At 44.2% G+C, this 13,261-nt stretch carries 15 protein-coding genes; 4 read left to right on the top strand and 11 right to left on the bottom strand.

Annotated features, from left to right (window positions below):
• Positions 1-56: 56 nt before the first annotated feature.
• Positions 57-1,427, top strand: a complete 1,371-nt coding sequence (locus SG35_RS12265) for an alkaline phosphatase (RefSeq protein WP_044831237.1) — start codon at positions 57-59, stop codon at positions 1,425-1,427.
• Positions 1,428-1,626: 199 nt separating this feature from the next.
• Positions 1,627-2,871 carry an aminotransferase class I/II-fold pyridoxal phosphate-dependent enzyme gene (locus SG35_RS12260; RefSeq protein WP_053042823.1) on the top strand — a complete coding sequence of 415 codons (1,245 nt, stop codon included), beginning with the start codon at positions 1,627-1,629 and terminating at the stop codon, positions 2,869-2,871.
• A 90-nt stretch (positions 2,872-2,961) separates the two neighbouring features.
• On the opposite strand, the gene SG35_RS12255 is transcribed toward SG35_RS12260, so the two are convergent.
• The 3 genes from SG35_RS12255 to SG35_RS12245 form a co-directional block, all read right to left on the bottom strand.
• Positions 2,962-4,140 (bottom strand): cystathionine beta-lyase, encoded by a 1,179-nt coding sequence (locus SG35_RS12255; RefSeq protein WP_044831238.1) that lies wholly within the window; start codon positions 4,138-4,140, stop codon positions 2,962-2,964.
• Positions 4,141-4,343: 203 nt separating this feature from the next.
• Positions 4,344-4,508 (bottom strand): hypothetical protein, encoded by a 165-nt coding sequence (locus SG35_RS12250; RefSeq protein WP_160298231.1) that lies wholly within the window; start codon positions 4,506-4,508, stop codon positions 4,344-4,346.
• 17 nt (positions 4,509-4,525) lie between these two features.
• Entirely contained in the window at positions 4,526-5,452 is a 927-nt protein-coding gene (locus SG35_RS12245; protein ID WP_044831239.1) for a serine hydrolase domain-containing protein, read from the bottom strand.
• A gap of 253 nt (positions 5,453-5,705) precedes the next feature.
• Between SG35_RS12245 and SG35_RS12240 the strand changes: the two genes are divergently transcribed.
• A complete protein-coding gene (locus tag SG35_RS12240; RefSeq protein WP_044831240.1) occupies positions 5,706-6,023 on the top strand; it encodes a hypothetical protein in 318 nt (105 codons plus the stop codon).
• Positions 6,024-6,150: 127 nt separating this feature from the next.
• On the opposite strand, the gene SG35_RS12235 is transcribed toward SG35_RS12240, so the two are convergent.
• The 8 genes from SG35_RS12235 to SG35_RS12200 form a co-directional block, all read right to left on the bottom strand.
• Positions 6,151-6,516 carry a hypothetical protein gene (locus tag SG35_RS12235; RefSeq protein WP_044831241.1) on the bottom strand — a complete coding sequence of 122 codons (366 nt, stop codon included), beginning with the start codon at positions 6,514-6,516 and terminating at the stop codon, positions 6,151-6,153.
• 28 nt (positions 6,517-6,544) lie between these two features.
• A complete protein-coding gene (locus tag SG35_RS12230; RefSeq protein WP_152646494.1) occupies positions 6,545-6,772 on the bottom strand; it encodes a DUF6265 family protein in 228 nt (75 codons plus the stop codon).
• Between the two features lie 313 nt (positions 6,773-7,085).
• The gene (locus tag SG35_RS12225) at positions 7,086-7,481 is read right to left on the bottom strand and encodes a GNAT family N-acetyltransferase (protein ID WP_044831243.1); all 396 of its coding nucleotides are present in this window, start codon (positions 7,479-7,481) and stop codon (positions 7,086-7,088) included.
• A 557-nt stretch (positions 7,482-8,038) separates the two neighbouring features.
• Positions 8,039-8,866 (bottom strand): alpha/beta hydrolase, encoded by an 828-nt coding sequence (locus SG35_RS12220; RefSeq protein WP_053042824.1) that lies wholly within the window; start codon positions 8,864-8,866, stop codon positions 8,039-8,041.
• 112 nt (positions 8,867-8,978) lie between these two features.
• Positions 8,979-9,425: a GNAT family N-acetyltransferase gene (locus SG35_RS12215; protein WP_044831244.1), complete on the bottom strand. Its 447-nt coding sequence runs from the start codon at positions 9,423-9,425 to the stop codon at positions 8,979-8,981.
• Positions 9,426-9,849: 424 nt separating this feature from the next.
• Positions 9,850-10,119 carry a SymE family type I addiction module toxin gene (locus SG35_RS12210; protein WP_274055443.1) on the bottom strand — a complete coding sequence of 90 codons (270 nt, stop codon included), beginning with the start codon at positions 10,117-10,119 and terminating at the stop codon, positions 9,850-9,852.
• A 611-nt stretch (positions 10,120-10,730) separates the two neighbouring features.
• Positions 10,731-11,780, bottom strand: a complete 1,050-nt coding sequence (locus tag SG35_RS12205; protein WP_044831246.1) for an acyltransferase family protein — start codon at positions 11,778-11,780, stop codon at positions 10,731-10,733.
• Between the two features lie 122 nt (positions 11,781-11,902).
• Positions 11,903-12,766: a PhzF family phenazine biosynthesis protein gene (locus SG35_RS12200; protein WP_044831247.1), complete on the bottom strand. Its 864-nt coding sequence runs from the start codon at positions 12,764-12,766 to the stop codon at positions 11,903-11,905.
• Positions 12,767-13,028: 262 nt separating this feature from the next.
• Between SG35_RS12200 and SG35_RS12195 the strand changes: the two genes are divergently transcribed.
• Complete coding sequence (locus SG35_RS12195; RefSeq protein ID WP_160298233.1) at positions 13,029-13,178, top strand: hypothetical protein; 150 nt, start codon at positions 13,029-13,031, stop codon at positions 13,176-13,178.
• Positions 13,179-13,261: the final 83 nt, after the last annotated feature.

Below are 13,261 nucleotides of genomic sequence, written 5' to 3'. Positions count from 1 at the left end.
ACACAAGCACAATAACAAAAGCGGCTAATATCCGCTTAATAACCTCAGGAAAGTATATGAAACGCGTATTATCTACACTTTTTCTCTGTATGAGTTCGATCTCTTATGCCAAAACAACCGCCCCGGAAAATATCATCATGATAGTCGCTGACGGCATGGGGCCGGCATATACCAGCGCCTATCGTTATTTTCAGGATGATCCCAATACCCAGGCCATAGAAGAAACCGTCTTCGACCGCCATTTAGTCGGTATGAGCAGCACCTACCCGGCACGGGTTTCCGGTTATGTCACCGACTCTGCCGCCGGCGCCACCGCCCTGGCAACGGGCATTAAAACCTATAACGGCGCCATCGGCGTCGACGTTGACAAAAAACCACTGGAAAGCGTGCTGGTATGGGCGAAAAAGCAGGGCAAACAAACCGGTGTTGTCGTCACCTCGCGCATCAACCACGCCACCCCGGCCTCTTATTTGAGCCATAATGAAAGCCGTCGCAACTATGATGCAATAGCCGACAGTTATGTCGACAGCAAGCTTAACGGCCAGTTTAAAGCTGATCTTATGCTCGGCGGCGGCTGGAAGCACTTTATCCGTGACGACCGCAACCTGGTCAACGAATTCAAACAAGCCGGTTTTCATTACCTCGACAGTTATGATGAATTAAGCGATTTACCGAAAAACCAGCCGGTCCTCGGCCTGTTTGCCAACGGCGGCCTGCCCTGGGCGCTTGATGACAGCAATAAACACAGATTATCGGTGATGGCCAAGGCCGCAACCAAGCAGTTAGAAAATAAAAACGGTTATTTTATGCTGGTTGAGGCCAGCCAGGTAGACTGGGGCGGGCACAGAAATGACATTGCCGTCGCCATGGCAGAAATGGACGACCTGGCGAAAACCCTGGAGTTTTTAGAAGGTTATGTCGCGAAAAACCCCGATACCCTGGTGGTATTGACGGCGGATCACAGCACCGGCGGTTTCACTATCGGCGCCCATGGCGAATACGCCTGGCGTCCGGACGTACTGCGCACTATGATAATGTCGCCGGAAACCATCGCAGAAAAACTCAGCCAAAAAGACATCAGCAAATCTTTAACCAAAAAGCTGTTTAATTTTGCTTTAACCGATGTTGAACTGGCCCAGTTGCAACTGGATAAAGCCAATGCCGAAGCCGAAATCAAAGCTTATGAAACAGCCAAGGCGGCAGGCAAAGAGAAAAAACTGAGCGAACCTAAAGAAGTGGCCTCGGTCCTGGAAACCAGCATCAAACACTTGATCGACCAGCGCACCAATACCGGCTGGACGTCGGGCGGCCATACCGGCATCGATGTACCGGTATTTGCTTTTGGTCAGCAAAGCGAGCTGTTTAACGGCTTACAGGACAATACCGACATCGCCAAGAAAATCTTTGGCTTGCTGGGTAAAAAATAATCCCAAGAAACCGGTTCAACCGCAATTAACCAAGGGCGCTTTATGCGCCCTTTTTATATGCCTAAACAGCCGCTGAATAACTTCGCACCGGAATAAAATCCCCTCCCCTGAGCCAGCTCATTGCCCTATAAAACTTATCCGGTAATAATAGCCAGGCAAAACAACAAAAATATTCAGTAGTTTTAAGGATAAAAATATTATGCTGACGAAGTATGAAGCTCAGTTAAAAACCATGAAGCAAAGTGGTCAGGCGGCAATCGATCAAGGCCTGTTCTTTATTACCCCCGACAATGAACAATTTAGCGAAGGCAGGTTTAACCTTAAAGGCAAGCCTGTTATCAACCTGTCGTCGTGTTCATATCTGGGACTGGAGCTCGACCCCCGCCTGGCAGAAGCCTCAGCAGACGCCGCCAGGAAATTCGGCACCCAGTACTCTTCCTGCAGGGCCTTTGCCCAATGCCCTTTATATGATGAATTAGAAGACTTGCTGTCGCAGATTTTCCAGGCGCCTGCGCTGGCCAATCTCAGTACCACCATAGGGCATATTGCCACCTTGCCGATACTGGTCAAAGACAACAGCCACCTGGTGCTGGATATCCAGTCTCATCACTGCCTGCGCATGAGCGCCGATTACCTGGCGAACCGGGGGATCAGCAGCAAAACCATTCGCCATAACGCCCTGGATCAACTGGAGCAGGAGATCCTTGCCCACCCGGGCCAAGACATCTGGTACCTGATAGACGGCCTCTATTCCATGTACGGCGACTATGCCCCGATCTCTGAGCTGTTAACCATGTTAGATCGCTACCCTCAGCTGCATCTTTATGTTGATGACGCCCACGGCACCAGCTGGACCGGTAAAAACGGCCAGGGTTACGCCCTGGAGCAGGGTCGACATCCGCGGATGGTGGTATCCCATTCTTTCACGAAAGCCTTTGGCGGCAGCGGCGGTTGCGTGGTGTTTCCGGATCAGGAAACCCGGGATCAGGTGCGCCTGCTTGGCGGCCCCTTTTACTGGGGTAGCCCGATAGCGCCGCCGGTATTAGGTACTGCGGTCGCCTCTGCTAAATTACATCTCGACGGCAGCATTACCAAACTGCAGCAAACCCTGATGGCGAAAATCAAACTGTTTAACCGTTTATGCCAGCAATACCAGATCCCGCTGATTGCCAATAACGATACCCCGATCCGTTATATCGGCCTGGGCAAACAGGAAACCACCAATAATGTGACTAAGGCCCTGCTGGAGCAAGGCTTTTATGCCTCTGCCGTCTGCTATCCTTCGGTCTCAAAAAACAAAACCGGCTTGCGCCTGGGCATCACCAACCATTTAACGGAAGCGCAAATCCACCAACTGGTTCAAACCCTGGCGGAAATACTCAAACGTGAAGTCACGGATGAAACCCGCGCCTTTATCGACAAAGCCTTTAAACGTGCTTTTTAGCACCAGCTAGAATCAAAAAAGGGAGCTTCATTTGGCTCCCTTTTCACTTTAAAACCTTTTCACTTTAAAACCTTTTTACTTTAAGGCGTGCTAGCTTTCAAGCACCTGATTAAAACGCTCAAAACCTTTTTCCAGATCTTCGATTAAATCATCAACATCTTCCAGGCCGACATGCAAACGCACCAAAGGATATTGATACGGCCATTTGGTCGCGGTACGCATAGCAGCGACGCTGCTCACGCCAAGAATAAGGCTTTCAAAGCCGCCCCAGGAATAACCCATTTTAAAATGCTCCATGCCATCAAGCAGCGCCGTTAATGCCGCCTGATTGCCCTTATTAAGCACAAAGGAGAACAAGCCGTTGGCGCCGGTAAAGTCCCGTTGCCAGAATTCATGTCCGGGATTGCTGGCAAAGGCCGGATGCAAAATGGTTTCTACTTCCTCCCGCCTTGAAAGCCAGTCGGCTACCTTCAAGGCACTTTGCTGGTGCTGTTTCATACGCACCCCTAAGGTGCGTATACCGCGAAGGGCCAGGTACAAATCATCCGGGGAAGTACACTGCCCCATCAGGTACGAGTTTTCCCGCAGCTGCGGCCAGCATTTCTCGGTGGCGGTGGCGGTGCCGAGCATCACATCCGAATGGCCGACAATATATTTGGTCGCCGCCTGAATGGAGACATCGATACCGTAATCAAACGGCTGGAAATTAATGCCTGCGCCCCAGGTATTATCGAGCATCACAATACAGTCATGTTGATGGGCAACCTCGGCTATGGCCGGTACATCCTGTACTTCCATGGTGAGTGAACCGGGAGATTCGAGAAAAATTACCCGGGTATTGGGGCGGATCAGCTCTTCGATGCCCGCACCAATCAGGGGATCATAATAAGTCGTTTCCACGCCAAGGTTTACCAGCATAGTATCGCAAAAAGCCCGGGTCGGTTCATAGGCGGTATCCACCATCAGTAAATGATCACCGCTTTTGATAAAAGATAAAATCGCATTGGTAATGGCGGCGGTACCGGACGGATAAATGGCACACCCTGCCCCGCCCTCAAGTTCGGTCATGGCATCACTAAAAGCAAAAGACGTGGTCGTGCCGCGGCGGCCATAAAACATCACCTGGTTGGCCTTGTTGGCGGTGGCATGTTTCATCTCTTTAACACTGTCAAACACCACGGTAGAAGCCCGGGTAACCGAAGGATTAACCACCCCTTGCGTCCATTTTGAATGCCGCCCGGCGTTTATTATTTTTGTGTCTTTTTTCATACCCTTTCCTGTCGTCTCTTTACCAGATCTGCATACACAGACCCGCTGAATTTCAAACGTTCTCCGCCTTCAATTCAGCTATCTAGCCATCTAGAACTCTTTATACCCTGAAACGCCGCCGAGTGCACCCATTATTTTTATCAAACACGGCGCAAAGAAGCGGTAACTATTTAGTTAGACACATACCAGCATGGAACTATCTCCTATTCAAAGACCTTACGGTCGCGCTGACCAACAGCTCCTCCCAAAGCCAGTTCTTTTATTTCAAAGGTTAAATCCCTGATAGGAAAAGAGCGGATATTGGCTAATATGATCACCGTCAGCTTATCATCGGTATAACGGTGAAGATTTGCTAAAAAGCCATCCATAGAGCCGCCATGCCTGGTCAGTGTCCCTTTATCTTCGATGCCGTTAACCCGCTGATACTTTTCAATTCGAAAGCCATAACCATAATTGCCATAGGCTTCACCTGCCGGTGAAAAAAGCTGCTGTTTGCTTTTTCAGACAAAAGTTGAGTACCGTAAAGCGCCTGCTCCCGGGCAAATAAATCATCCACCGTGGAATAGATATCACCCGACCCCAGGGCATAGGAAACAATATTTTCATCCCGGTTGACACCGAAAAAACCTTTACGGTAACCCTTTGCCCTGTTCTTAGGAATATAGCTTAAACGTTCAACCCCTGAGTTGCTCATCTTCAGCGGTGAGAAAATTTTCTCCTGCAGTACCTGGCCATAGCTTTTACCGGTCACATTTTCTATCGCAATGGCCGCCAGGTGATAATTCAAATTAGCATACTGGTACTGGCTGGCGGGCTTAAAGGCCAACTCGCTGCTATTGATAATGGTTAAAATTTCCGCCGGTGAAATATCCTTTTCCTCAAAATCAACAATCCTCTCCAAATGCGGCACTAAGCCCGACTGGTGCTTAAGCAGCAGATGCAAGGTTAAGTCTTTGGCTAAACTTTTTTTGAGTTGGGGAATGTAGTTTACCAGCGGTGCATGTAAAGCCAATTTGCCCTCCTCCACCAGCGTCATCACGGTAACGGCGATGAAAGATTTCGTCAGAGAACCTATCAGAAATTTTTTATCGGTAGTATTGGCAATGTTTTTACTGTCATCGGCATTGCCATATGCCGCTTTAAACAAGGTTTTCCCCGCCCGGGCAACCAGCACAGCCCCCCGAAAACCTTCCGTCTTGACATATTGTTGCAGGTGATGATCTATTTTTTCAGTCAGCTCATTTACCTGTCCGGCATTCCCGGCATGGCTGTAAATAAGCAGCCATAATGCCATGACAATATTTTTCAACATACTTCCTTCCTGTAAAAGACTTCCCCTGAACCTGGGTAAACACAGCCGGCTAACAGGTGAACCAAAACAGCTAAAAACCAATATAATCAACGATGTATCTTAATTTCGTAATTATTCCATCATTAACTATCTCGGTAACCAAACTGCAATACCATCGACCTCGAACTGAAATAATCAGCTGGGATTATATGCTTGCGCAATGGAAATGGATTGCGACAACTATTCACAGATGATTTAAAAAAGGAAAATAAAAATGAAAAAGCTTTTACTAGGTGCTGCGTTAATTGTTGGTCTGACTTCTGCTGCCCAGGCACGTGAAGTGGTATTTGATAATGTTAATGCCGTAAACGATTATGGCTGGTCACTTTCTATCTGGAGCGGCGCCTACAATGCTTATGGTTTTTGCCGCTCAAAAGGTTTTGCCGATGCCGTCACTTTCACATCAAGTTGCGGTGAAGACGAAATGACCTTTTTAAACTATGCCGACGGTCGCTGGGTTGCCAAAGACAGCGGCAGCGCCAATCGCTGTTATGCCATCCTGGAGTCGGTTACTTGCAAATCTTATCAGTAATCAACTGACAAGCTAAAGTTTAGCTAACTCTACCTTTGACCTGAGCCTACAAGTGCTCAGGTCAAATGCCATCACAGGCAAAATTACCTTCATCAAAAGCCGCCTTTTGACAAACAACCCCGTCAGCTCATCCCATACCGTAATAACTGGTAAAAGCGATGGCAAAAAAGCACATCCACGACAAATGCTTACCACGTGAAAATAGCAATGACACCAGTCCGCTCAAAGCAAATACCAGGGTTATGATCACCAAGATTTCCCCCTGGATATTTGCTTGTGGCTTGGACAACACATACAAGATAGCACCAAAGCCCCACCAGGCAAGCGTGGTTAAATGCCATGCAAACCTTAACACACGCTTGGTAAACCAATCGCTGCCGAGCAATTTAGGTAAATTATCCCGCCGAAATAAACGGATCAAAATATACTTTTCGCCCAAAAAAGAATGGATGAAGCCAATAATAATCAGTAAAAGCGCGCCAACAATTAACATAAAACTTCCTTACAACCTTACCTGCCGGTTAACCGGCATCCTGCTTATCATAATTGATGGTAAAACTTTTATCTTGGCCATTACTGACGGTCACGGTTAATTTATTCTCGCTCTGAAGCTGATAGTGTAACTTTTTAGGAAAATCATGCTCCGGATTTTCAAAAACGGCACTACGTTTTGAACACCGGGTGAGCTTAAACGGGACAGCAAGCTTGTTATGTCTCACTTTTGCCAGGTAGAAAACGTGATTCGACATTTCAACAAGCCTCATCGACTCGCTGCCTTTAAGGGCATTTTACGCTTTAGATCTCGTCTCCCCCGTCCCTTCATAAGTCAAGGGGCTCACTTTCTGCCATGATTCGATGACCACATTATTGCCATCAACCCCACTCCAGCTTCCGAGCAGCCAGTCAACGGCTCTGAGTGAGTGGCAAGGCTGGGCATCAACAGACGAGCAGAAAAAACCGAAAAAAAGCGTTAACAAGACACTGATTATTTTCATGATTTAAATAAATTCTGTGAATAATTAACATGAGTATACGAAGCAAATACCGGATCTGGCCAGAGGTTTATTTAACAATATACATGCCTTCACTGCGGGGCCTGGAAAGTTTAAAACCAAATTTTTCATAAAGCGCCGGCACATCGGCCATCAGACAGATATACGCACCTTTGGGCGCCTGCTGCTCTAAATAGTCCATAATATGCTGCATGATCTGCCGACCTAGGCCCTGCCCCTGGAATTCAGGTTGAACGGCAATATCGACAATATCGAAATTTAACGCGCCGTCACCGACGATACGCCCCATGGCAACCACTTGATTGTCTAGCTTAATATGTACGCCATAAAGACTGTTGGGCAAGGCTTTTATTGCTGCTTCCCTGGGTCTGGGGGTTAACCCGGTTATGTTTCTCAGGCGAATAAAATTATCGACATCAACTACTTTTTCTATCACTTCGAACATGGAGAACCTTATCGTTTATTCATCTCCCCAGGGCGAAGGGGGAGCTTGCATTTAGGCTTATAGTACCATCACATGAAAGCACATGTATTTACTATGGGAGAAGATAGAACAAGCCCGGCAAAAACAGCTGTTACTGCAACAATGACTGAATGAAGAATATTAAAATGTGTGCTTTCCCTTTGAATTGGAGCGCACACTTAACAAAAGACTTTAATGCGTTTCATTTTGTCCATGTCCCGTAAATAAATGTTGAGTATCAAATAGAATTCACTACGATAGTGAATTCTATTGGATACTCAAAACATAAGAAATTAAACGCTTGAAATTGTAATAGTTTATGAATAGAAAGTGGCTGATGATGCTCAGGCTTAACCAGAAAAACGCCGAACTTAATCAGGTCTCCTGAACTGAACAGTCACTAACTAAGCTGCTCAGATATAATCAGCTCTTTCAGTTTAAAACATGGTATTGTTGTTTTTAGGTTTCTCGGGAACCGCCTGGATTAGTAGAAAACATATCGAGTCTGCGGCTGGCTTTGTTATGCACTATTACACTATTTAATTTACAGCACACATACCGAGTATTTTTTTCATCAAGGCATTATTCCTGTTGCCAAGCAGGCGAGATACTGTGTAATGATTTTTACTTTTTAAAAGCAGGCACTCATCCAAGCTTTTAGATGCCTGTAACTTCTTAGCATACGTTTGTGACTGTTCAACAAACTCTTCGGTTTCATCTTCGCCCACAGCAACTATTACAGATGGAAAGCCACTTGTATCGGCAAACATTGGGCTTAAGGTTGCGACGTCATCATCTGACAGTCTCACAGACTTGTTTAAGTATGACTGTTTCATATTAGATAAATCATATAGTCCGCTGAGCAAAGCAGCGCCTGATATCGACTGCCGCACCTCCTGCTCCCAGTCAAATTCAAGGATCTTTGCGACAAGGAAGGCCCCTACCGAATGCCCGCATAAAACGATATTCCCGGGATTGCCATTCCAGCGACTAATATTCTCGCGAACCCACTTAAATGCCTTTATATTCTGCCCGATAATGTCCTTCACGCTAACCGCAGGAGCCAAGTCATAATTGATTAAAACGACCGTACATCCTGCAGCCACAAAAGGTTTCGCAATATAGTTGTACTGTCTTTTGTCGAGCGCCCTGAAATACCCGCCATGAATGAAAAAAAACACCGGTGCATTAGGGTGCGCTGCGGGAAATATATCCACTTTCTCACCTGAGCTATGACCATAGCTGATATCCAACGATTTCCTTAAAGTTAATCTTGCCACACAGCTTTGTAGCTTATTCGCTAACAAATGGACTCTGCCCAGAGGATGTCGCTTACGGAGATTAAATTGCTCATCAAGACAGGTCATACATATACCCCCTATATAGCACCAAGGTTAAGCAGTTGGTTCTGCTGATATTTTTGCGCAAGTAAAAAGTGCGACGGGTTGGCGAATTCATTTTATGCGTTGGCAAAAGAGTTTATTGAACCGACATAGCGAGTTTTTCAATGCCATGTGACGGGGTCCACCTTTTAAACTCAACAAAACCATGTTTCTTGTATAAATTAATTGCCGGCTCATTGACAACAGCGGTTTCTACAGTGGCATCGGTATAGTCAAAGGCTTCCAGTGCATAACTTATCAATTTGCCTGCGAGACCTTTTCTAAAAAACATTGGGTCAACGGTTAAACTATGAATTTCCAGGTGCTTGTCTTCGACTGTTATTTCAATAATGGCGGCGAGACAATTATTATCACTAAAACCATAAAAATCAGTTTTTGAATTGGCTATGTCTTTAACACTTCGTGATAGTGGCGGAAAATCAACAACACCGATAAGTTGGGCTTCAACTTTATAAGAGTTTTGAAAAATACTATAAATTTGACTGGCAACAATCTCATTCGAATTTTCAAGTTTTGTTATCATACTACGCCTTGTCTCAATACTTGCATTGTTATCTCGGTTTGCCTTCGTGATTTAAATTACCCTTTAAACACCAAGCAGGTTGTTCATTAAAATAGTCACCTGTTAACTGCCGATGAAAATGTCTCTATTTCAAAAAAATACCAAAGCACTTAGTAAGTAGAGATTTCCTTTTCTTCAACTTCTCAAACCTGGCTTGAACACACCTAAATTTATTTATGCGGATGACAATATCACGCAGACGGTAAAAGACAACGGAAATAACTTATTTTACTGTAAAATCATCCGGTTTCAGTAAAACAAAAATACGGATGACCGAAAATAGTGTTGGTGGTTAAGCCAGGCTGGCAGTGGTTAACAGCTGCCGCCCGGCTTATTGCTTATCAATAAAAACGGCCTGCTTTTCGGTGGCCGACTCTACATCAGCTTATCCTGGCGTGACGTGCTTAGGTTTAATGATAATTTCTTGCTGATTTATCACGACACTGACTTTGTGGCCAACAGGAAAACCCGCCTGCCGCAGCCACTTGCCCCTGAGCACAAGGCAAGGTTCAAGATGAACCGGAACATAGTTAATGCCGATGCCGCGGGTTTTGCCTGCTGACTCGCAGGTGGTCTCCAACACGGTAAGTTGTCGATAAATAGGATATTTTACTTTTGCCGAGCCTGGCTCTGACGTATGATGATACTCAGCCATGACGTACTCCAGTGTAGTTCGTTGTGGTTAGCGACCTCTGGATGTTGGTAGCATTCAGGGGTTGCGACTTTGATTAATGCTGTTATAGCTTCACTTGCATGATAACAGCGGTGCTTGAATAGAAAATATTGAGGTAAGTGCTCTCCTTTGTTGAATGGATAGCACTATAAATAAAGACTATTAAACTGGCTAAAGCAACAGGGAAATGGTCTTTATTTATGATTAATTTGAGAGGGGTTTCTAAGGTTTTATAAACCTCAAGTTCAGGTTTATTTAACCAGCAAGGTGTCCTTAATTTTTTGTAAAATGCCAATGGTACATATCTCTATTTTGAAAAAGCACCGAAGAACTTAGCAAACAGAGGTTTCCTTTTCTTCAACTTCTGGTTTAACTTCACCGCTTCCCAAGGTATATCCCAGGACTCTGTGAAAATGTTTTCAGGTTGCTCGTAAAAGAATACTTCTGATACCTTCGATTTAGGTAAAGCCTTAAAAGTTGTTTAAGCAGGACTACTTTCTTTATGAATCAAAAAAGTCGGTTCGCGATCTTTCGTTGCATTCTTTACTGTTTGCCAAAAATGCATTAAAACGCCTATTCAGGCAACTAACCGCTCAAGCGGAGGTCACAGCTTTGCTGGCGTCCTGCTGACTTGATTTGTCAGATGCTGCGCTTCGTATTAACTTTGCAACAGGCCTCTCAAAGTACCTAAACGATATATATGCCGCAAAAATACTTAATACAAAAGACATTAACAGCTTGAACTCAATGGATAAATCAAACTGATTTACTTTTGCAATTATTGGCATATGCAACAAATACAAGGAGTAAGATATCTTTCCAATGAAGTCACCAAACTTATTAGCTAATAAAATATTATTATTGGGCACTAAGAATACTATGCAAAAGAAGACCGAGCTCATTACAAGCAGTACTTCGTAGCTTAGCCACATTTTTCTTTTGGCATCGGAAGTAACAGGACTCAGCCCGGGATACATTAACGGAATTAAACAAAGCGCCAATATGAACCAATGTTTTCTAAGGTAGTCCGGGGTTTTTAAGGATTTATAGTGCATGCCAAAGATAACCCCAACGAAAAAGAAAGGTAAGCTTCTTAGCACGTTAAAAACGTTATATGGGACACCGTTAATGTCACCACTTATCCGCGGAAAATTGGTTAAAAATAGAAAAATCATAACGGCAAAGATAGACAGATAAATATAACCGGTCCTGCTCTTCGCAAATGCCCAAAAAATAATAAAAATGAAATAAAACTGTATTTCCGGAGGAATCGACCAAAGGACACTTTCACCATATATAAAGAATAAGTGCCCTAATAACGTATTAAAGTCAGGTATGTTATATAAACTGTTATTATCTGCCAGAGATAAAAAATAGGAGCAGAAAACAATAGCCAGGTACAAGGGGAGCACCCTGGCGGCTCGGGCTAAAAAATAAGCCTTGATATTAGCCTTATTAAACTCTCTGTCTAAATAGAGATAAGACATTAAAAATCCACTCAATAAGAAGAAGAGCATCACACCATATGCTCCTGAGCCGCCACCTAAAGCACCATCAAGCCAATTGGTAATATCACTAAAGTGAGTTAAGAAAACGATTATTGCGGCTATGCCCCGCAAAGTGTTTAACTTCCTAATTTCCAAAAAATTCTCCTATGCCTGAGGCGGGGTAGTATTTATGCCAAGCGAAGTGGAAATATGCCGGCTGCGGTTTTTACCGCTCTTTGTAAAAAGTGCGAACAGTACATTTGCATTTGAGCGCCTAGTTATACGGAGATGGCCACTGTATCGATATTACTTGCAAAACCACCAACCTTTACATTGATTACCGTTGAATTATCAGACTTAACAGATGCCGTAATTATTGAAGTACAATTCATAGCCCTGCCTTGTTCAAAAACATAATCACTACCTAAAGTTAGATGTTCGGTAAGATAACACGCTAAAGCCCCACTAGAGCTACCTGTAGCGGATTCTTCTGAGATACCAAATAATGGCGCAAAATTACGACAGCTTGCCGTAAGTTCACTTTCCGGATCACAAAGCTCAAAAACATGAAAACCAACAACTTTATGCTTTTTGCAGAAGCCCGCGATCAGTTCATCATCAGGCACTATTACATCTAAATAGCCGTTAGGCACAGGAATAATCACATCAGGCAGCCCTGTCGAAACAACTTCAATAGGTAACTTCGTGCTTGCGAGTATATGACTTTCAATGCCAATAACATTTGAAATTTCTTGATATGAAAAGCTATCTAATTTTTGAGGTAATTGCTGGTCCATGACTACCTTACCATCTGGCTCAATGGACACAGGTAATATTCCAGCTTTTGTGCGTTGAATATAAGAGCCCGCTGCAATAAGGCCCTTTTTGTACATAGTTGAAAAAGTAGCGAGCGTAGCATGGCCACAAAAGTCGACTTCTCCCGTTGTAGTAAAGAAAGAGACCTCATAATCAACTTCGTCATCACTGGAAACAAAAGCCGTTTCTGAATACCCTACTGCTTGTGCAATTTTTAGTTTTTGAGCATCCGACAGCTGGTCAGCGTTAAGAACAACACCAGCAGGGTTTCCGCCTTTTCCATTTTCAGTAAATGAGTTTACTAATGTAACTTCAATATTCGTCAAGACTCTACTACCTCGTATAACGCTTCATTAAGCAGAAATAATGGTTTGATAACAGTCCCTTCCCTTATATCCCAAAGAGAAATAAAAGCAATCTCATATTCTATATGCAACATTCCCTTACACTTAACACTACTTAAAAGAGTAAATTATTTAACATTTAGCAACACAGTGGTTTCATTAAGCTTGAGTTTAATCACTCTTTCGTTATCCGAGCAAGGATATACGCCAAAGCAAACTAATTTATCAAAATAAGAATGAAGTAATGAAACTTAATTTAAAGAAAAAACAATTAAAAAACTTATCCAATGATCAAAAAGCATTACCTGCGGCGCTGACGCCACAAATCGGTGGTGCCAGCGGTGCTACTGCAGAGAAACCTGAGCCTGCCAAGACTACCCGCTGCACTAATTAATCTTTCAAAGCATCAGCATTATAGGCCATGCCTGTTAATTCACAGGCATAACTTTAGGTGTGATTCATTGCCTGTCTATGAAT

The sequence above is a fragment of the Thalassomonas actiniarum genome, assembly GCF_000948975.2.
In the GTDB taxonomy this organism is placed as follows: Bacteria; Pseudomonadota; Gammaproteobacteria; order Enterobacterales; family Alteromonadaceae; genus Thalassomonas; species Thalassomonas actiniarum.
The sequence above is the reverse complement of the archived record's forward strand: the minus strand, read 5'-3'. Positions and strand labels throughout refer to the sequence as shown.

What these genes read in the sequence shown, in the direction of transcription:
- SG35_RS12265 (WP_044831237.1), top strand. Translation starts at nt 57, where the DNA reads ATGAAACGCGTATTATCTACACTTTTTCTCTGTATGAGTTCGATCTCT.
- SG35_RS12260 (WP_053042823.1), top strand. Translation starts at nt 1,627, where the DNA reads ATGCTGACGAAGTATGAAGCTCAGTTAAAAACCATGAAGCAAAGTGGT.
- SG35_RS12255 (WP_044831238.1), bottom strand. Translation starts at nt 4,140, where the DNA reads ATGAAAAAAGACACAAAAATAATAAACGCCGGGCGGCATTCAAAATGG.
- SG35_RS12250 (WP_160298231.1), bottom strand. Translation starts at nt 4,508, where the DNA reads ATGGATGGCTTTTTAGCAAATCTTCACCGTTATACCGATGATAAGCTG.
- SG35_RS12245 (WP_044831239.1), bottom strand. Translation starts at nt 5,452, where the DNA reads ATGTTGAAAAATATTGTCATGGCATTATGGCTGCTTATTTACAGCCAT.
- SG35_RS12240 (WP_044831240.1), top strand. Translation starts at nt 5,706, where the DNA reads ATGAAAAAGCTTTTACTAGGTGCTGCGTTAATTGTTGGTCTGACTTCT.
- SG35_RS12235 (WP_044831241.1), bottom strand. Translation starts at nt 6,516, where the DNA reads ATGTTAATTGTTGGCGCGCTTTTACTGATTATTATTGGCTTCATCCAT.
- SG35_RS12230 (WP_152646494.1), bottom strand. Translation starts at nt 6,772, where the DNA reads ATGTCGAATCACGTTTTCTACCTGGCAAAAGTGAGACATAACAAGCTT.
- SG35_RS12225 (WP_044831243.1), bottom strand. Translation starts at nt 7,481, where the DNA reads ATGTTCGAAGTGATAGAAAAAGTAGTTGATGTCGATAATTTTATTCGC.
- SG35_RS12220 (WP_053042824.1), bottom strand. Translation starts at nt 8,866, where the DNA reads ATGACCTGTCTTGATGAGCAATTTAATCTCCGTAAGCGACATCCTCTG.
- SG35_RS12215 (WP_044831244.1), bottom strand. Translation starts at nt 9,425, where the DNA reads ATGATAACAAAACTTGAAAATTCGAATGAGATTGTTGCCAGTCAAATT.
- SG35_RS12210 (WP_274055443.1), bottom strand. Translation starts at nt 10,119, where the DNA reads ATGGCTGAGTATCATCATACGTCAGAGCCAGGCTCGGCAAAAGTAAAA.
- SG35_RS12195 (WP_160298233.1), top strand. Translation starts at nt 13,029, where the DNA reads ATGAAACTTAATTTAAAGAAAAAACAATTAAAAAACTTATCCAATGAT.